This window comes from Streptomyces sp. PCS3-D2 (genome assembly GCF_000612545.2).
Lineage (GTDB): Bacteria > Actinomycetota > Actinomycetes > Streptomycetales > Streptomycetaceae > Streptomyces.
Genome location: NZ_CP097800.1, coordinates 2,517,720 through 2,540,335, shown reverse-complemented (window position 1 = coordinate 2,540,335; position 22,616 = coordinate 2,517,720). Strand labels below are relative to the sequence as shown.

Annotated in this window: 23 protein-coding genes and 3 pseudogenes; 11 read left to right on the top strand and 15 right to left on the bottom strand. The window is 68.6% G+C overall.

Features of this window, described 5'->3' with window-relative positions; genetic code table 11:
- On the bottom strand, positions 1-1,125 hold the full coding sequence (locus AW27_RS10400) for an alkaline phosphatase family protein (protein ID WP_304949859.1): 1,125 nt from the start codon (positions 1,123-1,125) through the stop codon (positions 1-3).
- Between the two features lie 76 nt (positions 1,126-1,201).
- Between AW27_RS10400 and AW27_RS10395 the strand changes: the two genes are divergently transcribed.
- The gene (locus AW27_RS10395) at positions 1,202-1,513 is read left to right on the top strand and encodes a transposase (RefSeq protein ID WP_304949858.1); all 312 of its coding nucleotides are present in this window, start codon (positions 1,202-1,204) and stop codon (positions 1,511-1,513) included.
- Positions 1,510-2,427, top strand: coding sequence for an IS3 family transposase (locus AW27_RS10390; RefSeq protein ID WP_304949957.1), 918 nt, complete (start codon positions 1,510-1,512; stop codon positions 2,425-2,427). Before AW27_RS10395 ends, AW27_RS10390 begins: the two co-directional genes overlap by 4 nt.
- 28 nt (positions 2,428-2,455) lie before the next feature.
- Here AW27_RS10390 and AW27_RS10385 read toward each other — a convergent pair whose 3' ends face one another.
- Genes AW27_RS10385 through AW27_RS10350 form a run of 8 tightly spaced genes read right to left on the bottom strand, consistent with a single transcriptional unit; the run spans position 2,456 to position 9,022 of the window.
- Entirely contained in the window at positions 2,456-2,878 is a 423-nt protein-coding gene (locus AW27_RS10385; protein WP_304949857.1) for an alkaline phosphatase family protein, read from the bottom strand.
- Complete coding sequence (locus tag AW27_RS10380; RefSeq protein WP_037919788.1) at positions 2,875-3,486, bottom strand: histidine phosphatase family protein; 612 nt, start codon at positions 3,484-3,486, stop codon at positions 2,875-2,877. The genes AW27_RS10385 and AW27_RS10380 overlap by 4 nt, the downstream gene beginning before the upstream one ends.
- A gap of 1 nt (position 3,487) precedes the next feature.
- Positions 3,488-4,459 carry a UDP-glucose 4-epimerase GalE gene (galE, locus tag AW27_RS10375; RefSeq protein ID WP_236647574.1) on the bottom strand — a complete coding sequence of 324 codons (972 nt, stop codon included), beginning with the start codon at positions 4,457-4,459 and terminating at the stop codon, positions 3,488-3,490.
- Between the two features lie 8 nt (positions 4,460-4,467).
- A complete protein-coding gene (locus AW27_RS10370; RefSeq protein ID WP_037919793.1) occupies positions 4,468-5,172 on the bottom strand; it encodes a PIG-L deacetylase family protein in 705 nt (234 codons plus the stop codon).
- Positions 5,169-6,587 carry a glycosyltransferase family 4 protein gene (locus AW27_RS10365; RefSeq protein WP_304949856.1) on the bottom strand — a complete coding sequence of 473 codons (1,419 nt, stop codon included), beginning with the start codon at positions 6,585-6,587 and terminating at the stop codon, positions 5,169-5,171. Before AW27_RS10365 ends, AW27_RS10370 begins: the two co-directional genes overlap by 4 nt.
- The gene (gene tunC / locus AW27_RS10360; RefSeq protein ID WP_037919799.1) at positions 6,587-7,543 is read right to left on the bottom strand and encodes an N-acetyl-D-glucosaminyl-tunicaminyl-uracil acyltransferase TunC; all 957 of its coding nucleotides are present in this window, start codon (positions 7,541-7,543) and stop codon (positions 6,587-6,589) included. Before tunC ends, AW27_RS10365 begins: the two co-directional genes overlap by 1 nt.
- Before the next feature lie 3 nt (positions 7,544-7,546).
- Positions 7,547-8,422, bottom strand: coding sequence for a radical SAM protein (locus AW27_RS10355; RefSeq protein WP_304949855.1), 876 nt, complete (start codon positions 8,420-8,422; stop codon positions 7,547-7,549).
- 42 nt (positions 8,423-8,464) lie between these two features.
- Positions 8,465-9,022, bottom strand: coding sequence for a hypothetical protein (locus AW27_RS10350; RefSeq protein ID WP_304949854.1), 558 nt, complete (start codon positions 9,020-9,022; stop codon positions 8,465-8,467).
- A gap of 219 nt (positions 9,023-9,241) precedes the next feature.
- On the opposite strand from AW27_RS10350, the gene istA reads away from it, so the two are divergent.
- Together istA and istB are read left to right on the top strand one after the other, a co-directional pair.
- Entirely contained in the window at positions 9,242-10,846 is a 1,605-nt protein-coding gene (gene istA, locus AW27_RS10345; RefSeq protein ID WP_037931105.1) for an IS21 family transposase, read from the top strand.
- Positions 10,843-11,616 (top strand): IS21-like element helper ATPase IstB, encoded by a 774-nt coding sequence (istB, locus tag AW27_RS10340; RefSeq protein WP_037931107.1) that lies wholly within the window; start codon positions 10,843-10,845, stop codon positions 11,614-11,616. Before istA ends, istB begins: the two co-directional genes overlap by 4 nt.
- On the opposite strand, the gene AW27_RS10335 is transcribed toward istB, so the two are convergent.
- The 3 genes from AW27_RS10335 to AW27_RS10325 all read right to left on the bottom strand — a co-directional run bounded on the left by AW27_RS10335 (position 11,617) and on the right by AW27_RS10325 (position 13,534).
- Entirely contained in the window at positions 11,617-11,904 is a 288-nt protein-coding gene (locus AW27_RS10335; protein ID WP_304949853.1) for a radical SAM protein, read from the bottom strand.
- Positions 11,904-12,869: a UDP-N-acetyl-alpha-D-glucosamine 5,6-dehydratase TunA gene (gene tunA, locus AW27_RS10330; protein ID WP_078557004.1), complete on the bottom strand. Its 966-nt coding sequence runs from the start codon at positions 12,867-12,869 to the stop codon at positions 11,904-11,906. Before tunA ends, AW27_RS10335 begins: the two co-directional genes overlap by 1 nt.
- Before the next feature lie 482 nt (positions 12,870-13,351).
- Entirely contained in the window at positions 13,352-13,534 is a 183-nt protein-coding gene (locus tag AW27_RS10325; protein ID WP_157840310.1) for a hypothetical protein, read from the bottom strand.
- Positions 13,535-13,726: 192 nt separating this feature from the next.
- Here AW27_RS10325 and AW27_RS10320 point away from each other — a divergent pair, with 192 nt between their 5' ends.
- Positions 13,727-14,086: an IS5 family transposase gene (locus tag AW27_RS10320; protein ID WP_037927798.1), complete on the top strand. Its 360-nt coding sequence runs from the start codon at positions 13,727-13,729 to the stop codon at positions 14,084-14,086.
- Positions 14,029-14,280 (top strand): annotated as a pseudogene (locus AW27_RS34390) (transposase); the annotation flags it as partial. The gene AW27_RS10320 and the pseudogene AW27_RS34390, both read left to right, overlap by 58 nt.
- Before the next feature lie 33 nt (positions 14,281-14,313).
- Here the strand turns inward: AW27_RS34390 and AW27_RS10315 are convergent.
- Positions 14,314-15,554, bottom strand: a pseudogene (locus AW27_RS10315) (IS110 family RNA-guided transposase).
- 397 nt (positions 15,555-15,951) lie between these two features.
- On the opposite strand from AW27_RS10315, the pseudogene AW27_RS10310 reads away from it, so the two are divergent.
- Positions 15,952-16,152: pseudogene (locus tag AW27_RS10310) on the top strand (transposase); the annotation flags it as partial.
- A gap of 8 nt (positions 16,153-16,160) precedes the next feature.
- On the opposite strand, the gene AW27_RS10305 reads toward AW27_RS10310, so the two are convergent.
- Positions 16,161-16,721 (bottom strand): hypothetical protein, encoded by a 561-nt coding sequence (locus AW27_RS10305; RefSeq protein ID WP_037927802.1) that lies wholly within the window; start codon positions 16,719-16,721, stop codon positions 16,161-16,163.
- Positions 16,722-16,821: 100 nt separating this feature from the next.
- On the opposite strand from AW27_RS10305, the gene lon reads away from it, so the two are divergent.
- The gene (gene lon, locus AW27_RS10300; RefSeq protein ID WP_037927805.1) at positions 16,822-19,245 is read left to right on the top strand and encodes an endopeptidase La; all 2,424 of its coding nucleotides are present in this window, start codon (positions 16,822-16,824) and stop codon (positions 19,243-19,245) included.
- A gap of 130 nt (positions 19,246-19,375) precedes the next feature.
- The gene (locus tag AW27_RS10295; RefSeq protein ID WP_037927808.1) at positions 19,376-19,816 is read left to right on the top strand and encodes a MarR family winged helix-turn-helix transcriptional regulator; all 441 of its coding nucleotides are present in this window, start codon (positions 19,376-19,378) and stop codon (positions 19,814-19,816) included.
- Between the two features lie 224 nt (positions 19,817-20,040).
- On the opposite strand, the gene AW27_RS10290 is transcribed toward AW27_RS10295, so the two are convergent.
- Positions 20,041-20,529, bottom strand: a complete 489-nt coding sequence (locus AW27_RS10290) for a MarR family winged helix-turn-helix transcriptional regulator (protein ID WP_052031242.1) — start codon at positions 20,527-20,529, stop codon at positions 20,041-20,043.
- A gap of 87 nt (positions 20,530-20,616) precedes the next feature.
- Here AW27_RS10290 and AW27_RS10285 point away from each other — a divergent pair, with 87 nt between their 5' ends.
- Both AW27_RS10285 and AW27_RS10280 read left to right on the top strand, forming a co-directional pair.
- Positions 20,617-21,849 (top strand): multidrug effflux MFS transporter, encoded by a 1,233-nt coding sequence (locus AW27_RS10285; protein ID WP_052031243.1) that lies wholly within the window; start codon positions 20,617-20,619, stop codon positions 21,847-21,849.
- Between the two features lie 121 nt (positions 21,850-21,970).
- Entirely contained in the window at positions 21,971-22,531 is a 561-nt protein-coding gene (locus tag AW27_RS10280) for an NADPH-dependent FMN reductase (RefSeq protein WP_052031244.1), read from the top strand.
- Positions 22,532-22,616 lie beyond the last annotated feature (85 nt).

The window sequence follows — 22,616 nt, the reverse complement described above, 5'->3', positions numbered from 1 at the left end:
TCACATCTCCCGCGCCGCTTGCCGCCAAATGCTGCGGACCACGGCTGAGGCCCCCGTGATGTCGCTGGGGGGAGCCAGCCGCGCTGCTACCCGGCCGAAGCAGCGGAAGAAGCCACTCATGGCTGAGTCGCTGGGCAGGTAACCGTGTGATGCGGACGCCACGCTCTCGCTCGGTGTCGCGTTGCTGTACTGGAATTCGGTGTGCGGGCCGCAGGTCACCGTGAGATGGCCCAGCCGCGGGCTGCCTACCGGCAACTTCAACTGGTCCTGTTCGGCTGGAGTGAGCACGCTGATGGAATGATCGAGTGCGCGCAGTGCCCGGTCGAGGCGCTTCTTCTCCGCCGGCGGCAGAGGTGCGTCGGCGTACAGGTAGGCGCAGTTGCTGTCACCTTGGAAGACCATGCGGTCGGCGAGGCCGAGGTCCTCCAGCACGTGGTTCGGGCGCAGGTGGGTCTCGACGTAGTCGATGCCGTGGTCGGAGAAGAAGAGGAACTCCGTGTGCTCACCGACGGCCCGGGCGAGCCGCATCACGGAGGCATCGATCCGGGCGTAGACGTCCAGAATCTGCTGCCATGCGCGACTTCGTTCGCTGGAGGTGCCTCGGACCGCATGCCAGTAAAGGAACTCCTGGGCATGGTCAGCCTGGTTGAAGCGCACGAACAGGACATCGGGGTCATGCTGCTTCAGAACGTCGAGGGCGGTCTGTTCCACCCACTCGGCACGAGGCGACTCGTGGAACGTGTGGTCTGGATTGGCGGTGTATTCGACGTACAGGGACGCGGGCCCTTCACCAGCGCGGTCCGGCATATCGAGCCCGCCGAATCCCAGAGTGATAACGGCGGTTCCCAGACGCACCTCGATCTGGCCTTCGTCGAGCCTGCGGCAGGAGACCGCCACGGACACGGAACCCGAAGACACGGGGATGTCCAGCCGCGTGGGCCGGAGGCCGTCGGCCACGACAGCGGTCTCTCGGTGGCTTCCCACCGTGATCACGTTCGTATGCTGATCGACCCGGAGATACAAGGTCACCTCGCATCCCAGGTAGGAGAGCTGCACCACCCCCTCGGCCGCCCCGTCAACGGTCGGTCCGAGCGCGACGACCAGGTCCCGGGCGGGGGCGTACAAGCAGTAGTGAGGTTCCCCCGAGATGCGGGGTGGGGTGACAGAGGGTCAGATGGGTCTCATGAGAGGAGCCCAGACGATGCCTGCCCCGAGAAAGTACCCGCTGGAGTTGCGTGAGCGTGCGGTCCGGATGTACCAGACCGCCGAGCCGAAGCCCGTGATCCGCCGCATGGCCGAGGAACTCGGCGTGCACCACGAGGCCCTGCGTAACTGGATCCGTCAGGCCGAGGCCGACGCCGGCGAACGAGGCGACCTGCTCACCACCGCCGAGCGCGAGGAGCTCGCCGCTCTGCGGAAGGAGAATGCCCAGCTCAAGCGGGCGAACGAGATCCTCAAGGCCGCCTCGGCTTTTTTCGCCCAGGAACTCGACACGACCCGGCGAAGGTACTGACGTTCCTCGACGAACGCGGTGATCTCGGTGTCGAGCCCGTACTCCGGGAACTGCACATCCCCTCCTCCACCTACTACCGCTGGCGCCAGGCGGTGAAGGAGCCGTGCGAGCGACGCCGCAGGGACGCGGAGCTGACGGGCAGGATCCGCCAGGTCCACGAGGAGTCCGGCGGCATCTACGGCTCACCCCGAGTGCACGCCGTCCTCAGACGCGAGGGCACTCGCGTCGGCCGTAAACGGGTCGAACGGCTCATGCGGGAAGCCGGCCTGGCAGGGATCAGCCCCCGCAAGTCCAAAGGCTTCACCCGCCGCGACCCGGACTCCGACCTCGCACCCGACCTGGTCAGACGCGACTTCACCGCCGACGGGCCGAACCGGCTGTGGGTCACCGACCTGACCATGATCCCCACCGGGGAGGGGCCGCTGTGGCTGTCCGCGATCCGCGACGCGTTCTCCCGCCGGGTCGTGGCCTGGGAAACCTCCGCCCGCGCCGACGCCGACCTGGTCCTCACCTCGCTGGAATACGCCCTCGCCAGCCGCGAGCCCGCCCCCGGCGAGCTCGTCCATCACGCCGACCACGGCTGTCAATACACGTCCGTGAAGCTCACAACACGCCTGGTCAGGGCCGGCATCCAGGCGTCCATGGGCTCGGTCGGCGACTCGTACGACAACGCCCTCGCGGAGAACCTGTGGATGGTCATCAAGACCGAATGCATCCGCAGCCGCGTCTTCGCCACACGTGCCGAGGCGAACCTCGCGCTCTTCGAGTACATCGACGGCTTCTACAACCCCCGCCGCATCCAGAAACGGCTCGGCTACCTCAGCCCCATCGAGTACGAGGAGAAGCACTACACCAACCAGGCAACGACCGAACAAGTGAACCTGAAACCACGTCAACCCGCTCTGACCAGCTAGTCAGCCACACCCGTACAGCGGGGGAACCTCAGTAGCAGCTGGGGATCGCGAGCTGGGCGTTGCGGGAGAAGGTCTGCGGGAAGTGGACGGCGGCGGCCGACGCCCCTTGCCGGGCAAACCAGTCGAGCAGGCTCGGTGCGGTGAGCGAGCTTTCCTCGTAGGGGTGAAACGATGAAAGCGGATCGTCCGAGCGCCGGCGGATCTCCGCAACACTCTCCCGCTCCCAGAAGCGGTTCCCCACGATCCCGTGCCCGCTCGGGTACGTCCCGGTAAGAAAGGACGCGTGGGAGGGCGCTGTGGACGAGGGGTAGATGCTGTGCAGCTCGTGCACGGCAGTGCCGGGAAGTGTCGGCATGGCCCGGCTCAGATTGAAGAAGTCGTGCTCGCGGATGATCCCGGGAAGCCCGCCGTCGACACAGATGACGACCATACGCCTGCGCCGCCCGCTCATGTGCTCAACTCCGCTGTGCTCAGGGATCCGTGATCCATCAGGGTCTGTGGGGCGAAGGTGACATTGTGTTGGTGCAGAAGCCAGGCACCACCCGAGTCTCCGGGACGGTACTGCCAGTGTGTGATTCCAGCGTGCGCAACCAGCAGCTCTACCCTGCCGGTCCCGCCACACAGCAGTTCATTGACAGCGTCGAAGAAGCCACTGTGGGTGACCAACACAATCCGCTGGTCCTCCGACGCCTGATGACACAGCTCGCTCATGCATGTGGCGACCCGCGTCATGAACACATGCCATGACTCCGCCCCCGGCGGCGGCGGATGGAGCCGGTCCTCCCGCGGGTTCGGCAGAAGCTCACCCGCGACCGGCGACCAGACGATCTCGTTGAGGCGCGGATCCTCCCGTGCGGCAAGGCCGGTGTGCGCCGCGACGATGTCGGCGGTCTGCCGGGCGCGGGGAAGCACACTGGTGCGAAGCTCTGTGGGACGCTGCTCAGCCAGCCAATGAGCCGCAGCCTGCGCCTGTCGGCGTCCTCGCTCGGTCAGGCGATCCTGGTGCGGGTCGAACTTTCCGGAACGGTCCTCGGCGTGGCGCAGTAGGTAGAGGTGCATGTCACTCCAGCGACGCGGGGGTACTGGTGTGCCAGTTCCACGCCGTGCGAACGATGAGGTCAAGGTCGCGTTCTGCTCGCCAGCCGAATCGGCTCAGCGCCAGACTCGGATCGGCCCAGGACAGACCTGGGTCCCCTGGACGGCGGGGCGCCATGGCAACCGGGGTCTCCTTCCCGGAGACGTCGTGCAAGACATCGATCAGCTCGCGCACGCTGACGGGCTGGCCGCGGCCCAGGTTCACCGGCCCGCACTGACTGCCCTCTTGCAGGCCCTCCAGGACCCGCACGTGGGCCTGGGCGAGATCCTCGACGTGGATGTAGTCGCGCAGAGCCGTCCCGTCGGTCGTCGGGTAGTCGTTGCCGAAGATCCGTAGGGTGGGCGCCAGGCCCAGGGTTGCGCGTACGGCCACCGGGAGGAGTTGGGTTGCTGCCGGGCCGGCGTACTCTCCCAGGGAAGCGTCGTCGGCTGCACCTGCCGCGTTGAAGTACCGCAGGTTGGCGTAGCGCATCCTGGTGGCCTGCGCGTAGGAGGCGATGACGCGCTCGCACAGGTACTTCGTCTCTCCGTACGGACTTTCGGGCCGTACGGGCGCGGTCTCATCCACCGGGCAGATTTGCGGGGTGCCGTACACGGCGCACGAGGAGGAGAAGACGAAGCGCTCCACACCGGTGCGTGCGCACAGGGCGAGCACGTTCTGCGTCCCCGTCAGGTTGACGGAGAAGTACGTGTTGATGTCACGCAGCGACTCTTCAGAGGACTTCAGGGCCGCGAAGTGGATCACGGCCTCAGGGAGGAACTCCTCGAAGACCGTGCCCATGCCGGCGATATCGAGGATGTCCACCACGCGCAGGTGGCAGCCACGGACTGTTTCGCGGCGGCCCGTGCTGAGGTTGTCGACAACCACGACGTCGTGGCCGGCCGCAAGGAGGCGCCGTACGGTGAAGGAGCCCACATACCCGGCACCCCCAGTCACGAGCACTCTCATCGCACATCAACTCCACTGGGAACCGCTGCCATGGGGCCGCGTAGTTCTCGTCCGATCATGAATGCCTCAGCCGCTTCCACTCCCACCTGCGTCCCCCGGTATGAAGCCAGCGTCCGAACGGCCGCCAGGGAGCGAGGGTGGGGCGGGTCGTACAGCTCGTACGGGTAGGCGGCAAGTGCCCGGCACTTGGCTTCGACGTGCCCGGTGACGTCGTAGAACAGGTTGGGGGTGAACGGCGCCACCAGGCCCGATTGCTGTTCCGTGGAAGACAGGACCTCGAAGTGCAGCACCTGCCGAACGGAGCCGGACCCGAGGATGCGGGTGCCGTACCCCACTGCATGGGCGACGCTGCGGTGGTCCGCGTGGATGTCGCCAGGGTGGTGAGTGAAGACCACTTCGGGCTGTGCCTCACGCAGGGCGTGGCTAACCGCATCGACGACCTGTCGCTGGGGGAGGTCGGCCAGGAGGCGTCCGTCGGCCGCCAGACCGCCGAACGACACCTCGGCCGCACCGAGCTCCCTGGCCGCCACCCGGCAGCGATCCCGCGCCTCCTCGATCTTTACCCCCGAATGCCGCAGCGAGATACCCTCGGCGAGGATGTGGATCTGGACCACCGCGCCCTGCTGGCTCAATGCCGACACCGTGGCCCCGGCACCGAGAACCTCGTCATCCGGGTGTGCGGCGATGACAAGGACCTTCACGTGGGCTCCGTAACCGGTCGTTCGCCGTCCGCGGTGCGGGCCGCAGGCGTCGCCTGACCATCCTGCCGGACCAGCGCGCCCATGGCGTAGAGCCGGTGTGCAAGCACACCTAGCGTCTCTTCGGGGAGCTTGGTCAACTGGAGTGGGTCACCGGCTTCGACCGCGGTGCGCACGACAGCGTACGTAGCGCTGTCCAGTTCCATGATGTGCGATGTACGCGGCACGAAGACGAAGCCGCCTTGTGTCTCTTCACGCAGCCGTACGTCGTCCCACACCACTTCGTGAAGGACCGTCTCCGGGGTGAGCTGTTCCAGGGCCAGGAGATCGAGACGGTGGGCGAGGTACTCCACGCGTCGTACTGCACGATGTCCGCCGCGAACCGACTCGGATCCGGCGGCTCCCATGGTCTCGGCGGCTTCGCGGTCGCTCAGGAGCCGCTGCATCGCCTGCCGCAGGTCCTCGTCGTCGATGACCAGCAGACCGTGCCGCTCGTCCTCGACGAACTCCGGGATGCCGCCCTGGACAGAGGCGATGACGGGGCGGCCGGCGGCCATGGCCTCCTTGAGCGCGAGCGGGCCGGTCTCGGGAACCGTGCTGGTGAGGACCACGGCGTCACTGGCCTTGATTACCGGGGCGACGTGATCCTGGTGGCCGAGGAATCGGACCCGTTCGGCGACACCCCGTTCGATGGTCTGGCCTCGTAGTTCTGCCTCCAGCGGCCCCTCACCCGCGACCACCAGCAGCGGGGGCGCGGCGTCCGGCGGCAGCTCCAGGTCAGCGAAGGCGTCGATCACCTGGTCGATGCCCTTCTCCCAGGCCAGGCGGGCCAGCACGAGGAAGACGAACTGGTCTGATTCGGCTCCGAGTTCCTTTCGACCGGCGCCGCGGTCGGCGGCGTCCAGAGCCGCGAGCAGAGGCTCCCCGACGCCACTGGTGAGTATCTCGACCTGTTCGTCCTTCAAGACACCGGCGTTGATCAGCGGCTCGAACTGGCGTTGACGCTGTTCCCGTGACGTGGTGAAGACCAGGTTCACGCCGGTGAACAGGTCGCGCACCTCGTCGGTGGTTCCCAAAGGGAACGCCGAGTGCCGGAAGAGGCACACGGCGGCATCAGTCGCGCCCTGCGACTGGGCGTGGTGGACCGCGGCGGCGTCCGCGCGGCCGGAGACACACACGATATGAGGACGACGATGCCGCAGCGCCCTGCAAACCGCCTCGGCCGCGTCGTCGCTGGCGAACGCCGGCACACTCACGGTCGTCACCCCGGCGGCACGGCACTGCTCAAGCATGGCTCCACCCTCCTCCGCGAGTACGGTGACCGCATGGCCTGCCTGCGCCAGCCCGAGCGCCATGTCGTGCATGTAGCGGTGTTTGCCGCCCCATACCTGATCGGAGACAGTGAAGATGATCTCCATTAGTTCCGAACACCCCTCCCGAAGATTCCCGGGCACGAGCCAGGAATGGTCCATAAAGCACTGAATGTGCGAAGAGCCGCCAAGCGGGCGTTGCCTACGCCTCCCAGCACGGCATAGGTCATGCCGCTGGCTCGCGCTTCGCGCAGACACTCCTCGATGAGCGCTGTCGCCAAGGACAGATCGCGACCGCGTGCCTCGGGCACGAGCGCAATCGCAGACAGCATCCCGAGCCGCGCAGTGTCGTAGGCAAGGAAGCCGAGCAAGCGGTCCTTGGGCGGCAGTTCCTTGTTCCGGTCGACCACGATCACAGACGAGATCGGATCCCGTGAGAACGACCGGTGGATCTCGCTCGCCCAGCCTCCACCGAAGGTCTCTCTGAGCCAGTCGACAATCAGCAGCTCCTCACTCGCTTCGGGACGGCGCACCCACAGGTCTCGGCCGTTGACCGTAAGAGACGTGGGAGTGGAACTCGGCGTCCAGGTCCGGAAGTCGATGAAGAGATCCGCCCATTCAAGGCTCTTGTCGTCCCGCGCCGCCGCGCTCTTGCGTTCGCTGGAATCGGGAATCCACCACGCCGCCTGCCGCAGCACCGACGGGAAGTGGTCCGCGTATTCGCTGACTTCCGTCATCGCGTAGGCATACCCCAGCCACTGAAGCCGCTCGAGTGCGACATGGACGAGAAGCCAGTGCATGCCCGCCCGCTCCGCCGGGGCGACGACGGCGGCCACCTCGCAGGCGCCGACTGTGCCCGGGCCCTTGAGGTTGATGCCACACCGGCCCAGAAGCGTCCCTTCCCGGTGCAGTTCGACCAAGGACTGGGCTCGCGGCCCAGCGGCCCCTTTGAACCGGGGAACGACACGAGCGATATCGGGCGATGCGGTGGCAGAGCTCAGAGCGTCGAGCAGAGGCTGGGACGGCGTGAGGTCGTACAGGCGTATGAGGGCCTCCCTGGACAAGGCCTACCTCACCTCCGCGCCTTCGAAGATCTGCCGGTCCAGCAGCGAGGTGAGCGGGGGACCGTCCGGTCCGTCACCGGTCGCGAAGTCCCAGAAGATCTCGCGCAGACGCTCCTCGGTGAACTCCTCCTGCTCCTGGACGAGCTGCAGCTGCCCCTGCGTCCAGATCTCTTGCACGGGAGCATCCTTGGTGTTCCCCAAGGGCGCGGCACTGTAGAGGCGGCTCATGGTCACGTCGCCTGTGGCGGAGATCGCGATGCTGCTGTCGCGCACCAGGTAGGGGAACATGACGACGTCCTGGAAGGGACGCAGCTTCTCGCCCGGGACCAAGTAGGGCGCGTTGAGGTTCAGGTCGAAGTCCGTGGCCGGCACGTCCCGCTTGAACTCGGTCACCATACGGTGGACCGCCATGGTCTCCTCCTCTGTCAGGAGTAGACGGTTGCGGCCACCGCGGCCGTGCGCCCGGACCAGGATGAGGTCCTGGCGCCGGAAGCCGTGGGCTCGCAGGTAGTGCGCGAGGTCGAACACGTTGTGCTGGTTGGTCTTCATGACCGTGGTCAGCACCTTGAAACTGCGCACACGGTCGCGGAGGTAGATCGAGTTCTCCACGACGGTGTCGAACACGTCCATGAGCCGTACGGCGGCGAACGTCTCCCGCGTGCCGTCCATGCTGACCCGGATGGACGAAATGCCGCTGTCCACGATGCGGTCGAGCTGTTCCCGCGTGTGCGCTGCCGCGTTCGTGATGAGAGTGACGGTCGAATGGCGCAGCTTCGGAACGACGTCAAGCAGCTGCCAGAACCCCTTGCTGTCGACGGTCAGCGTTTTCCCCAGCGGTGACTGGTTTCGCGTCAGGTAATTCCCCACCCATGCGGTCACGTTTCCCCAAGGGGGCGCCGACCTCGCGGGCCTTGAGCGTTGTCAGCTGAGAGTGCGGGGCCCACGCGCGACGAGCGGGCGGCCGTCGTCCTCGGGTAGCACAGCAATGAAGCGCCAGGCGCCGTCTTCGACGCGTGCCAGGCCGAGGTTCGTGGTGGTGTTGAAGGCCTCGATGGCGGGCTCGGCCCCCTCGGTCAGCGAGTCGAGGTCTGCGTAGTGTCTGGCCAGGGTTGCGGCGGGACCGCGGAGCCATAGGCCCACTTTCACCCCTCTGCGCAAGGCGGCGAGTAGGTCGTCGCGGCCCTGTCCCGGGTCGGCGGCCTGGAGCCTGTCGTGAAGTCGCTCTTGAGCACACGGCTTTGTCGGAGCCGCTTCGGCCCGCTGGCGGCATTCCGGACACGCCTGCGGTTCTGCTGGTTCAAAGAGATGCATATAGCGGGTGACCTGGTGCTCCGGAATGCCGCAGAGCGTCCCGCTCTCGGCCATCGCATGTTCGACGCCGGGAACGCTTGTCAGCTCGCCGGCACCGAAGCTGGCTGCCTCCCGTGCGGTCGCGAAGGACCATCCGCCATCTGGGTCATGAATCACGCGGGCGAGCATGCCACAGCTATCTGTCCTGGTCAGCCCGGTTTCGCGGCGGGGACGTTCCCTCAATGAGTGGTTTGAAAGCTGATGAGGCTTGCGCCCCGAATCGTTCAGGATCCCCTTGGGCATGTCCGTGCCGGGTTGAGGGTCCTGACCGTCGTGGAGTCGTCACCGTCCCTCGACCGAAGGCCGAGAGGTCGGCGGACATTCCGGATGGCAAGGAGAACGTTCAAGGTGGTCGATGTCGTCGAGATCTACGTCCACTGGTATGCGGGCCGGTCGAAGAACCAGCTCGCGGCCTCGTTGGGGGTGGACCGAAAGACGGTCAGGAAGTATCTGGCGCCGGCGGAGGAGGCCGGGCTCGCCCCGGGTGGGCCGCCGATGAGCGAGGCGGACTGGGCCAAGCTGCTGAAGGTCTGGTTCCCGGACCTGGCGAGCCGCCGGTTGAACCAGGTGACATGGGCGGAGATCGAACCGCACCGCGAGTACGTCAAGGGCCTGCTGGAGACCACCACAGTCACCACGATCCACCAGCGCCTGCGGGACGAGGGGAAGTTGACGGTGTCGCTTTCGACGTTCCGCCGGTGGGTGACCGAGAACCTGCCCGATGAGTCGGCCCGGTCTCGGGTGACGGTGCTGCGGGACGACGTGGAGCCGGGCTCAGAGGCCCAGATCGACTACGGCTTCCTCGGCCAGTGGATCAACCCGGCCACCGGGAAGCGGCACCGGATCTGGGCATTCGTGATGGTGCTGCCCAGCTCACGGCACATGTTCGTGCGACCGGTCGTCCACATGGACCAGCACGCCTGGACCCAGGCCCACGTCGAAGCGTTTCGCTTCTTCGGGGGTGTCCCGCGCCGGCTGGTGCCCGACAACCTGCGCACGGCCGTGGACCGGCCGGACCTCTACGACCCGAAGATCAACAAGTCGTATGCCGAGCTCGCGACCTACTACAGCACGCTGGTCGACCCGGCCCGCGCGGCGAAGCCGAAGGACAAACCGCGGGTTGAGCGGCCGATGCCCTATGTCCGTGACTCGTTCTGGAGCGGGCGGCAGTTCACCTCGGTCGAGCAGATGCAGGCCGAGGCCGTGACCTGGGCGAGCGGGACCGCAGGCCGCAGGCAGTGCCGGCCGCTGGGAGGGGCATCGCCGCTGGCGGTGTTCGAGGCGGTCGAGTCGGCGGCCCTGCTGCCGCTGCCGGACAAGCCGTTCGTGCTGGCCCGCTGGTCGACCGCGACCGTGGGCCCGGACATCCACATCAAGGTCGGCCGCACCCTCTACTCGGTGCCCTGGAAGCTGATCGGCCGCAAGGTCGATGTCCGCTCGACCACGACCATGGTCCAGGTCTTCCACGACGGCGACCTCGTCAAGACCCACGCCGCCCTTGACCAGGGAAAACGCACCGATTCGGGCGACTACCCGCCGGAGAAGATCGCGTTTCAGATGAAGACGCCGATGTGGTGCCGCAGCCAGGCGTCTGAGGTCGGCGACGCCTGCCGCGAGGTGATCGACCTGCTGCTGGAGGTCAACGCGCTCTACCGGCTCCGCGCGGCCCAGGGGATCCTCGGCCTGCGGAAGAAGTACGGCGACCAGCGCCTGGAGGCCGCCTGCACCAAGGCGATCACGGTCGGCGACCCGTCCTACCGCACCATCAAGGGCATCCTGATCGCCGGGACCGAGACCGACCCCGAGCCGGAGACCGGCGACGCCGGGGCCGCGGCCTTCCTCCACGGCCCCGAGGGCCTGTTCGCCGCGAGCATCCCCTCCCAGATCTCTGACGAACTCCACGACGACCCCGGTCACGATGACGCCGGCGATGCCGAGGAGGCCGCCCGATGAGCGTGCTGGACACCGCCCTGCGCGAGTCGCTCAAGACGCTTCGGCTGTCGGGGATGCTTGAGACCCTGGACGCCCGGCTGGCCCAGGCCCACGGCGGCGAGCTCGGACACCTGGACTTCCTTCAGGTCCTCTGCCAGGACGAGATCACCCGCCGCGAGACCGTGGCCTTCCAACGACGGCTCCAACGCGCGAAGTTCGAGCAGCAGGTGACCCTGGAGGAGTTCGACTTCACCGCCTCCTCCAAGCTGCCCGCGGCCCAGATCCGGGACCTGGCCGCACTGCGCTGGCTCCACGCCGGAGAGTCGGTGATCTTGTTCGGGCCCGTCGGCGTCGGCAAAACACACGTCGCCCAGGCCCTCGGCCATCTCTCCGTCCGGCAGGGCGCGAACGTCCGGTTCGCCAAGACCAGCCGGATCCTGGCCGAGCTGGCCGGCGGCCACGCGGACCGCACCTGGGACAAGCGCATGCGCGAGCTCATCCGCCCCGACGTCCTGATCCTCGACGACTTCGCCATGCGCCAACTGACTGCGGCCCAGGCCGACGACCTCTACGAACTCGTCTCCGAGCGGCAGGGACGCTCCCTGATCATCACCAGCAACCGGGCACCCAGCGACTGGTATCCCCTCTTCCCCAACCCCGTCGTCGCCGAGTCCCTGCTCGACCGCCTGATCAACACCAGCCACCAAGTCATCATGAACGGCCCCAGCTACCGCCCGAACAAGCGCCCAAGGAACCCCGCCGACAAGCCCGATAAGCCCTCAGCCAACTGATCAAGGCACCACCCCAGGGGTTGGGGAATTACGTGACCACAACCCCTGGGGAATTACGTGATCGTCCACACCCTTGCGGATCGTCGGCTCCCCACCGGTGAGGGTGATCTCGAATGTCCCCATCCGGTCCAGCTGGAGCATGATGTCCTGCAACTGCTCGATGGACAGCATCTTGCGGCGGATGTGGACGGGGATCTCCCCGGTGTTCGTTCGGCAGTGGATGCAGCGCAGGTCGCATGCGTAAGTGACATCCAGACTGGCGCGTACAGGTGCGGTGTAGCCGGCCATCAGTCGGCCCCCTCCTCTTGGAAGATACGCTGGCGTATGTCGTCAAGGTCCCGCGACTGCCACCATTCGAGAGTGAGGCGAATGCCTTCCTCGATTCCGATCCCGCCGGACCTCTCTCCGATCTGCCGCGTCTGCAAGGCGGTGTCCGCCCAGAACTCCGTGATTTCGTTCGGCCGAGGCTGCTTCCGGGCGACCTCGGCCGCCGGAGAGGTCGCCTGCAGGATCCGGACGACGTCGTTCACGGAGAGGGACTGGCCGGAACCGAAGTTGACGACTGAGGGCAGTGGTCGGTTCGCCAACGCGATGAGCTTGTCCACGACATCCGTGATGTAGGTGAAGTCGCGACGCTGCTCACCGTCGCCCTCGACAGGCAGTTCGTTCCTGGTCAGGAGGTTGGCGCAGAGTCGGGGTACGAGGGCGTCGGGCCGTTCGCCGGGGCCGTAGACGTTGAAGAAGCGAACGATGCCCACCTCTGGAGCGACTGAGGCGCGCTGGTGGGCCCTGGCCACCATCTCCAGTCCGACCTTGCTCGCGGCGTAGGGCGAGAGCGGGGACAGAGGGCTACTTTCGGGTGTCGGCAGGGTGCCGGCCTGGCCGTAGACTTCGCACGTACTCCCGACGACTACCTTCGGCACGCCAACACTCGTGCAGAGAGCCAGCAGGTGGCGGCCAGAGTCCACGTTGTCGAGATAGTCGAGTGGCTGCTTGAAGGAGCGAGGAACGCTCTTGTGCGACGCCAGGTGGTAGACGAGGCGTACGTCAGAGAGGTCCCTCTCCTCTAACTCCAAGACGGATTTTTCTAAGAACTTCCCAGTACCTTCCGGTGGAATCATCGGCGGTACACGCAGGTCGTCCAGGACCGTCACTTCTTCCCCGGATGCCACCAGCGCGCGGGCAAGGTGGCCACCGATGAATCCGGCGCCTCCGGTGATAAGGATCCGGTCTTTCGAGATGTCTCTTTGCACGCCAATACCTCGGCATCCCCGTTAGTGGGTCTACTCGCAGACGGACCTATCAGCTGGAGCATCGTGCGCGCCCACATTGAGATGGGAGAGCGCCCCTTGGCCCGTAATCGATATTGCCACCCTAAGCCGTGCAGGTGACCCCTCGTGTGTGACTCGATTCACGTTTGGATGGCCCGACGGGCTCACTCGGGCTGGGGAATCCCAGGTGGAACCTAAAATGGGAACACTTTATTCCGTATATGTGAGCGCCGCGATGTCTGATCGTTCTGTCTCGAACCTGCTGTCGAATGGCTCGCTGTCTTCGACGGGGCGGCTTTCTTCGTATGGGATACCGGCGAGTAATTTTGACGCATGTACGGGTTGTTGGAACGGCCTGGTTGCTCTGGGCAGTCATCTGCCCTGCTGCGGCACGGCACTCAGGCGTGCTGCGGAGTTCTGGTACTCGTCGCCGGGGTTCGAAGCCCGCGCGTCCGCATCGGTTGTCAGCCGCGTATGCCTGGTGCGTCGGCTCGTGCTTTGGCTTGTGCGGCGCGGATCTTGAGGAGGAATTCGCCCAGTTCGGCTCTCTCGCGGGCTGTTCTGATCTGGAAGTCTTCGTCGACGCGTGTGCTGTGCCAGATGGCGCCGTCGATGCGTTCGTAGCCTGGTCGCCACTCGCGTTCCATGACGGGTCTGATGTGGTTGTGACGGAGCAGGGTGGCCCCGACTCTGCGCTTGTTGATGCTGAACCAGGCGGCGCTCTTCTCGTGTCGCCGGAATTGAGCGCGGTGCAGCAGTGGGGGAGAACCTGTCGATCGCGCCGGTGAGTAAGAGGGTGTCTCACGTGGCTGTTCGCTGATGCGGCATGATGCTGCTCCGTGGGTGCTGATCTGTCGCGTCGGCTGGTGCCGGACGAACTGTGGGAGCTGACCGCTCCGTTGTTGCCGAGGTTCACGTCCCGTCCGCAGGGTGGCGGTACTGCTTCGGTGGACGAGCGGGCGGTGTTCACGGCCGTGGTGTACGTGCTGACGAGCGGGTGCGCGTGGCGGTATCTGCCGGAGTCGTTCGGTGTTTCGCCGGCCACCGCGCACCGTCGGTTCACCGTGTGGGCCGAGGCCGGGTTGTGGCGCAGGCTGCACCGGTCCGTGCTGGACGAGTTGGGCGCCAGGGGTGAGTTGGACTGGTCGTCCGCGATCGTCGATGCCGCGTCGGTGCGGGCGAAAAGGGGGGCTCGCTGACCGGACCGAATCCGGTCGATCGCGGCAAGAAGGGCAGCAAACTGCATGTGCTGTCCGAGGCCCAGGGCCTGCCGCTGGCCGTCGCGGTGTCCGGTGCGAACCTGCACGACAGTCAGGCGTTCAAGCCGCTGATCCTCGGGATACCGGCCGTCCGCTCCCGGCGCGGACCCCGCCGGAGACGGCCGGTGAAGGTCCGCGCGGACAAGACACCCCATGCAGCTATCGGGTCAAGCGCCGGTGGCGAGTTGGGGTTTCGTTGGCGGGGTGAAGGCGGTGGCCTCGTCGAATTTCTGGCGGGTGGTCAGGCAGTGGTGGAGTTGGCCGATCATGCGGTTGAACAGGTGGCGGAGAGCTGCGTAGTAGCGGTCGCCGGTGTCGCGTCGGCGGTTGTAGTGGGCGTGGGCTCCGGGCGAGGCGGTCAGGGCGGCGAATGCCCAGTGGCGGCCGGTCGCTGCGAGTCGGATGTTCTTGATCCGGCGGTGGCTGACGCGTCGGCTGCGGCCGGATTCGCGGGTGACCGGGGCGCTTCCGGCATAGGACTTCAGGTCGTGGGCGGTGTCGAAGCGGGTACGGTCGTCGCCGATCTCGGCGAGGATCCGGGCGCCGGTGAGCACGGCCAGGCCGGGGAAGCTGGTGATGATCTCCGCGTCGGGGTGCTGGAGGAAGAGTTCTTCGGTGGCCTGGGCCAGGTCGTCGCAAGCCTGGCAGGCCGCGTCGAGCTGGGCGAGGAGGGCGAGGGCCTGGCGTCCCATCGCGGCCTCGACCAGGCCGGGCTGGCGGAGCCGGCTGCGGCGGAGCACCTCAAGGAGCCTGTCGGTCTCTGCGTCGATCCGCCGCTGACGGCCTGCGCGGGTGATGGCGGCTTTGAGCCGGCTGCGGGTGAGGCGGGCGGCCTCACCCGGCGTCGGGGCGACGGCCAGGATCGCGCGGGCCTCCCGTGCCAGCAGCCGTTCGCGCTTGTCGGCGAACGCCTCGAGTATCGCCGGGTAGTACTCGCGAAGGTGGGAACGGAGCCGGTTGTGGGCGCGGGTGCGGTCCAGACGGCGTCCTGCTGGGCCCTGGCCAGGACGGCGATTGCCCTGACCAGGTCGGAGTCGTCGGGCAGCGGCCGGTGAAGTTCAGCGTCGGTCCGCAGGATGTTCGCCAGGACGACGGCGTCCTGGTGGTCGGACTTCTTGCGGGACACGGCGTGCCGGTCTCGGTAGCGGGCGACCGCCATCGGATTGATCGCATAGACCCGCCGGCCGGACGCCCGCAGGCAGGCCACCAGCAGACCGCGGGAGGTCTCGATCGCGATCGGGATCGGATCTTCCGGGCTGTTGCCGTGCTCGGCCAGCAGCCGCAGCAGGTCCTGGAAGCCCGCGGTGTCGTCGCCGATCCGCAGCTTGCCGAGCAGGCGGGCGTCGGTGTCGACCACCGCGATGTCGTGATGGTCCTCGGCCCAGTTGATTCCGCAGGTCACATGCACTGCGTGCTCCCCTCGAAGCGTCTGCCGTCCGTCGGCGTCCGAGCCGCGGCAGGGACCACCCGGCGACCTAATAGAAGCGCTCTCGGGCGCACCACCCCATCAGCCGTCCGTGGCCCCAGCAGTGCCCAGGGTCCTCGCTCTTGTGAAGAGCTCCACGGCTCCGGCTGATCAGGAGGTGGCCCTGGAAACGACTCGAACCACGGCACGCTACGGCCGCCACGGTCGCAGGGGCAGGGGCCGTGCATGCATCCCTCTTGTCGAAGCACTCCCAGGCGCGGCATACAGAACAGACGTCTCGCCCGGCCCCTGCCGAGACCAGCATCAGCTCGGCCTCGATGCCTATTAGGCGTACTACTCGGCAGAGCACCTGCGCTGGTTCCGCAGCCGGAACCTCATCGCGCGGATCGCCCGTCCCGGTATCGAGTCAGGGGAGCGGCTCGGCCGGCACCGCTGGAAGATCGAGCGGTCGATCGCCTGGCTCTTCGGCTACCGCCGCCTCACCGTCCGATACGAACGAAAGGGCAGCCACTTCCTCGCCTTCCTCGGCCTCGCCGCAACCCTCACCTGCTACAAGAGACTCGCCAAGATCACCACGTGAGACATCTTCTAAGTCCGTATCGGTTGGGAGGGCGGGCGCCAGGAGTCGGTGTTGCTCCAGTGGGCTATGGCGTCGCCGAACATGGAGGCGTCGTCGTGGGGGTAGGTGATGCGGCGGCTGATCTCCTGGAAGAAGCGCTCACGCTCCCGTGGTGATCGCGCGTCCGCGACGCGGCGCCAGTAGGGCGAGGCGATGATGGCGGCCAGGCTCACGGCCTCGGGATAGACGGCGGCGAACAGCTTGGAGGTGCTGTACGAGTCGAAGGCGGTGGCCTCGTCGGTGTCCGGAATGAGGACTCGCGCGCGGGCGTCCCAGGTGTGCCAGATGTGGTCGGGGCCACGCTGTTTGGGGTGGTCGTCGGCGGAGTTCCAGATGTGTCCGCAGAAGCTGAAGGCGGTCAGCACGGCGTCGAACGTCAGAGGTAGGCCGCGGCGGTGCAGGAGGCGAAGGTGCCGACGTTGGGCGTGGACGATGTCGGGCAGTTCGCTCAGGTCGGCCGCCGGCCAGTCCACGTCTGGAGGGCCGATCCAGGTGCGGTGGCGCAGGTAGACGTAGCGGTGGTGGGGCAAAGTGAGCCCGTTCGCCCCAGGCGAACAGGAGTGGGGGAACACTGGGGCGCGCAGATGCATTGAGTCGGCATAGCTCAACTTCACTGCCGGAGGGAAGATCATGGCTTCGACGTCCATAACGCTCACCCTGCCCGTGCTGCCGCTCGACGACGAGGTCGTGCTGCCCGGAATGGTGGTCCCGCTGGACCTGTCCGACGCCGAGGTGCGAGGAGCCGTCGAGGCCGCCCAGGCCGCGGCGGGCCGGGGGTCCCTCCCGGCGGCGTCCGGGGGAGGGAAGCCCCGGGTGCTGCTCGTGCCGCGGATCGACGGCAGGTACGCGGCGACGGGCGTGCTCGGAACCGTCGAACAGGTCGGGCGGCTTTCCGGCGGCGACCCCGGCGCGCTCATCCGCGGCCTCGGCCGCGTCCGTATCGGCGCCGGTACCACCGGACCCGGGGCCGCGCTCTGGGTCGAGGGCGAGACCGTGGACGAGAGCGTCCCCGATCCGCTGCCGGGCGCCGCGATCGAGCTCGTCAAGGAGTACAAGGCCCTCGCCACCAGCTGGCTCAAGAAGCGCGGGGCCTGGCAGGTCGTGGACCGCGTCCAGCAGATCGAAGGGGTCTCCGCGCTCGCGGACAACTCCGGCTACTCGCCGTTCCTGACGGTCGAGCAGAAGGTCGAACTGCTGGAGACCGCCGACCCGGTGGCCCGCCTCAGGCTCGCGGTCAAGGCGCTCAGCGACCACCTCGCCGAACAGGACGTGGCCGAGTCCATCGCCAAGGACGTCCAGGACGGAGTCGACAAGCAGCAGCGCGAGTTCCTGCTGCGCCGCCAGCTGGAAGCCGTGCGCAAGGAACTGCGCGAGCTGAACGGCGAGAAGGACGGTGAGGAGTCCGACGACTACCGGGCCCGCGTCGAGGCCGCCGACCTCCCGGAGAAGGTACGCGAGGCCGCACTCAAGGAGGTCGACAAGCTGGAGCGGTCCAGCGACCAGAGCCCCGAAGGTTCCTGGATCCGCACCTGGCTGGACACGGTGCTCGAACTGCCCTGGAACGAGCGCACCGAGGACCGGTACGACATCCAGGGCGCCAGGGCCGTGCTCGACGCCGAGCACGCCGGTCTGAGCGACGTGAAGGACCGGATCACCGAGTACCTGGCCGTCCGCAAGCGCCGCAGTGAGCGCGGCATGGGCGTCGTCGGGGGCCGGCGCGGGGGCGCCGTGCTCGCGCTCGTGGGCCCGCCCGGAGTCGGAAAGACCTCGCTGGGCGAGAGCGTGGCCCACGCCATGGGACGCAAGTTCGTCCGCGTCGCGCTCGGCGGCGTACGGGACGAGGCCGAGATCCGCGGCCACCGCCGGACCTACGTCGGCGCCCTGCCCGGCCGCATCGTCCGGGCCGTCAAGGAAGCCGGATCCATGAACCCCGTGGTCCTGCTCGACGAGATCGACAAGGTCGGCTCCGACTTCCGGGGAGACCCGGCCGCGGCCCTGCTGGAGGTCCTCGACCCGGCCCAGAACCACACCTTCCGGGACCACTACCTGGAGGTCGAGCTGGACCTGAGCGACGTCGTCTTCCTGGCCACCGCCAACGTGTTGGAGGCCATCCCGGAGGCCCTCGCCGACCGCATGGAGCTCGTCCGCCTCGACGGCTACACCGAGGACGAGAAGGTCGTCATCGCCCGCGACCACCTGCTGCCCCGCCAGCTGGAGCGCGCCGGGCTCGCCGCCGACGAGGTGGTCCTGGAAGAGGACGCGCTGCGCAAGCTGGCGGGGGAGTACACCCGTGAGGCGGGCGTGCGCACCCTGGAGCGGGCGATCGCGCGGCTGCTGCGCAAGGTCGCCGCCCAGCACGAACTGGGCGAGCGGGAACTGCCCCACCGCATCGGGGCCGGCGAGTTGCGGGGCCTGATCGGGCGTCCGCACCACGTGCCCGAGTCCGCGCAGGACCCGGCCGAGCGGCGCACCGCCGTCCCCGGAGTGGCCACCGGCCTCGCGGTCACCGGTGCGGGCGGCGACGTGCTGTTCGTGGAGGCCTCGCTGGCCGACCCGGAGACGGGCGCGGCCGGACTGACCCTCACCGGCCAGCTCGGCGACGTGATGAAGGAGTCGGCGCAGATCGCGCTGAGCTTCCTGCGCTCGCACGGCGCCGAACTGGAGCTCCCGGTGGCCGACCTGAAGGACCGGGGGGTGCACATCCACTTCCCGGCCGGAGCGGTGCCCAAGGACGGCCCGAGCGCGGGCATCACCATGACCACCGCCCTCGCCTCGCTGCTGTCCGGGCGGCAGGTCCGCACGGACGTGGCCATGACCGGCGAGGTCTCGCTGACCGGACGGGTCCTGCCGATCGGCGGGGTCAAGCAGAAGCTGCTCGCCGCTCACCGAGCGGGGCTGACCACCGTCGTCATCCCCAAGCGCAACGAGGCCGACCTGGACGACGTCCCGGCGGAGGTGCTGGAGGGACTGCAGGTGCACCCGGTGACCGACGTCCGCCAGGTGCTGGAGCTGGCCCTGGAGGGTGCGCAGGCACCGGTCGCCGCCATCGCCTGACGGCCCGCCGCCCGACGGTGCAGGACGGCCCGGTGGCCCGCTGCGGCGGGGTCCCGGGCCGTCGCCGCACCCGCTGCGAAATACTGGGCCCCACCCACCGGGGTGCCACACACAGCAGAAGGAGCGGGACGTGCGCGGGAGTGAAGACCAGGAGTTCCTTGCCCTGGAGCGGGAGCTGTCCGTCTTCCTCCGGCGGGCCCGCGCCTCCTCCGGCGAGATGGCCCGGGAGCTCCACCCCGAACTGGAACCCGCCGCGTACGGGCTGCTCGTACGGCTGGAAGCGGCCGGCCGGCAGCGGGCCACCGACCTCGCCGCCTACTTCGGCGTCGGCAAGGCCACGATGAGCCGACAGCTGCGGGCCCTGGAGGTGCTGGGTCTGGTCGCCCGCGAGCCGGACCCCGCCGACGGGCGGGCCTTCCTGGTCGGTCTCACCGAGGAGGGCCGCGAGCGCTTCCTGCGGGTGCGCGGCGCGCGGCGCGAGCAGTACATGCGCAAGCTCGCCGGCTGGGACCGCGGCGAGGTGGCGGAACTGGCCCGCCTGCTGCACCAGTTGAACGCCGGCACGGAGTAGCCGAGCCCCGGCCGCAGCGGCGTCGGGCCCGTCTCCGCCGGCCACCCCGCGCCGGCCGGTGGCCGTGACCGGCCGGTCAGGGGCGGATCCGGCAGCAGCGCCCGTCCGCCCGTCCGCCTGTCCCCACCGCCGGCGCTGTGGGGCGAACCCTTCGCCCGGCCTGCCCCGGCCGTGCGGTCCGGGCAGGGAGAGTCGCGCGCCCCGGCGGCCCGCCGGGCGGGCGGTCATGCCTCCTTGAGGGCGTTGAGGGCGTTGCCGAGGGCTCGCAGGGCGGGGAGGGCGGCATGCAGGGCAGCGGACTGGTCGTCGGTGAGCCGCGCCAGGGCGCCCGCGAAGATCTCCGCCCAGTGCTCTTCGATGCGGCGCAGGTCGGCCATGGCCTGGTCGGTGGGGTGGAGTTGCACCGCGCGGCGGTCGGTGGGGTCCGGCTCGCGCCGCAGGAGGCCCCGGCCCGACAGGCCGCGGACCGTGGTGCTCACGTTGCTGGTCTGCAGGCCCAGCCGCCTGGCGAGCCCGCCGACGCTGATCCCCGGCTCGTCCAGCACGGTGCGCAGCACCTCGTACTCCGCCGGCGGGAGTCGTTGCAGACCGACCTCTTCCGAGCCGCGCATGTGGAAGCGCAGGGCTCGCGCCATCGCGTGCAGGGCGGGGCTCAGCTCCCTGGCTCGGTCGAGGTGGCCGTCTGTCGTGTGGTGGGGCTTCTGAGGCGGCATGACCCCATGCTAGCTTATGTTATAGATATATAACTATTGCTTTTGCTGGTGCTGCCTCCGCCAGGCCCCTACACCTTCGGAGAACCCATGTCCCCGCTGACCGCGGCCCTGGGGCTGCTGTCGTTCGTGACCCCACTGGCCACGGACATGTACGCCCCCGCCTTCCCCCGGATGACCGGCGACCTGCACAGCGACGCCTCCGGCATCCAGCTGACCCTGACCGCGTTCCTGCTCGGCATGGGCCTGGGGCAACTGGTCCTCGGCCCGGTCTCGGACCGCTTCGGCCGACGCCGTCCCCTCCTCGCCGGGACGGCGGCCATGGTCGCCGCGTCCCTCCTGTGCGCCCTCGCCCCGTCGCTGGACATCCTGATCGCACTGCGCTTCGTCCAGGGCTTCGGCGGCGCCGCGGGCGTGGTGGTCGGACGGGCCGTCATCTCCGACGTCGCCACGGGCGACGCCGCGGCCAGGCTCTTCGGCACCCTGATGACCCTCAGCGGCCTCGGTCCGATCGTCGCTCCCCTCATCGGCGGCGCCCTGACGGAGTCCAGCGGCTGGCGGGGGATCTTCCTGGTGCTGGCCGGTGCATCCGCCCTCGCCCTGGTGTGCTCCGCCCTCCTCGTCCCCGAGAGCCTGCCCGCGGACAGGCGGCGCGCCGGGGGCGCCGGCGCCACCGCACAAGCCCTCCGCGACGTGCTGCACAACCGGGCCTATCTCGGCTACGCCCTCTCGTTCGCCCTGGCCTTCGGCATGCTCTTCTCCTACATCGCCGGATCCGCCTTCCTCTTCCAGGAGGTGCTCGGTCTCGGCGTCGGCCACGCCTCGCTCGCCTTTGCGGCGGTCGGCGTCATCGGCACCATCGCCAGTGTGGTCGGCACCAGGCTCGTCGGCCGGTTCTCCCCCCGCGGGCTGCTGCGCTCGGGCCTGTACGTGATGGCCGTCTGCAGTGCGGCGCTGTACGCCACCGCCCTGGCCGGCCACCTCGGCCTGGCCGGCACCATGACGCTGCTCTGCCTGGTCTTCGTCGGCATGCGCCTGGTGACCGCCAACGCCGGAGCATTGGCCCAAGCTCAGGTCCCGCAGGCCGCGGGGTCCGGATCTGCCGTGCTGGGCACGCTGCAATGCGCCCTCAGCGCACTCGCCGCTCCCCTGGTCGGCCTCGGCGGCGAACACACCGCCACCCCGATGTTCCTGAGCATGACCCTCTGCGCCGCGCTCGCACTCGGCTCCCTCCTCCTCACCCGCGGCGCAGCGGCCCCCACCCGCGCCGCTACCGGCGCCGCCATCAAGAGCGAACGTCACGGCGCCCGCGCCCGGACCTGACCCGCCGGCGCACCCGCCGCCCCCCACCCCACAGCCCGGGCACGTGCCCCACCGCACGCCGCCGCGACCCGTCGGCCGCCGCTCACCCCGCGAGCCCGACGCCCCCTGACAGGAGCACCGTATGAACACCCGCACTACACCCCCTGCGCCCAGCAACCCCCTGCGCGTCCTCGGCATCTCGGGCAGCCTGCGAGTCGGCTCCCACAACACCGCCGCCCTGCGGGCGGTCGCCGCGTTCGCCGGCCCGACCGTCCGGTTCACCCTCTTCGAGGGCCTCGCCGACATCCCGCCCTTCTGCGAGGACCACGAGCACCCGCCCACTTCGGCCGTCGAGGACCTGGGCTCCGCGCTGCACGCCGCGGACGCCGTGCTGATCGCCACCCCCGAATACAACTCCTCCGTCCCCGGCCAGCTCAAGAACGCCCTCGACTGGGCCTCACGCCCCCACGGGAACTCCCCGCTGACCGGAAAGACCGCCGCCCTCATCAGTGCCAGCCCCAGCGCCTACGGCGCCCGGTGGGCCCAGGAGGACCTCCGCAGGATCCTCACCGGATGCGGCGCGAACGTCGCCGACCGCGGCCTTGCCATACCCCGGGCCGACGCCGCCTTCGGGGTCGACGGCCTCCCTCTCCATCCCGACCTTCGCTCCGACCTCGCCACCCTCCTGGATCACCTCCGCTGAACAGGCGGCAAGCCGTGCTTCCAGCTCCGTGACCGTCCGACCGCGGGACCTGCCGCCGCCCCGGGCCGCCCGGCGCAGGTCCACG

Excerpts from the sequence above, each read along its gene's own strand:
- AW27_RS10280 (WP_052031244.1), top strand. The coding sequence starts at position 21,971 with ATGAACACCCGCACTACACCCCCTGCGCCCAGCAACCCCCTGCGCGTC.
- AW27_RS10335 (WP_304949853.1), bottom strand. The coding sequence starts at position 11,904 with ATGGCCGGCTACACCGCACCTGTACGCGCCAGTCTGGATGTCACTTAC.
- lon (WP_037927805.1), top strand. The coding sequence starts at position 16,822 with ATGGCTTCGACGTCCATAACGCTCACCCTGCCCGTGCTGCCGCTCGAC.
- istB (WP_037931107.1), top strand. The coding sequence starts at position 10,843 with ATGAGCGTGCTGGACACCGCCCTGCGCGAGTCGCTCAAGACGCTTCGG.
- AW27_RS10395 (WP_304949858.1), top strand. The coding sequence starts at position 1,202 with ATGCCTGCCCCGAGAAAGTACCCGCTGGAGTTGCGTGAGCGTGCGGTC.
- AW27_RS10380 (WP_037919788.1), bottom strand. The coding sequence starts at position 3,486 with ATGCACCTCTACCTACTGCGCCACGCCGAGGACCGTTCCGGAAAGTTC.
- AW27_RS10365 (WP_304949856.1), bottom strand. The coding sequence starts at position 6,587 with ATGGAGATCATCTTCACTGTCTCCGATCAGGTATGGGGCGGCAAACAC.
- AW27_RS10350 (WP_304949854.1), bottom strand. The coding sequence starts at position 9,022 with ATGCTCGCCCGCGTGATTCATGACCCAGATGGCGGATGGTCCTTCGCG.
- AW27_RS10325 (WP_157840310.1), bottom strand. The coding sequence starts at position 13,534 with ATGGAACGCGAGTGGCGACCAGGCTACGAACGCATCGACGGCGCCATC.
- AW27_RS10290 (WP_052031242.1), bottom strand. The coding sequence starts at position 20,529 with ATGCCGCCTCAGAAGCCCCACCACACGACAGACGGCCACCTCGACCGA.
- AW27_RS10285 (WP_052031243.1), top strand. The coding sequence starts at position 20,617 with ATGTCCCCGCTGACCGCGGCCCTGGGGCTGCTGTCGTTCGTGACCCCA.
- AW27_RS10385 (WP_304949857.1), bottom strand. The coding sequence starts at position 2,878 with ATGAGCGGGCGGCGCAGGCGTATGGTCGTCATCTGTGTCGACGGCGGG.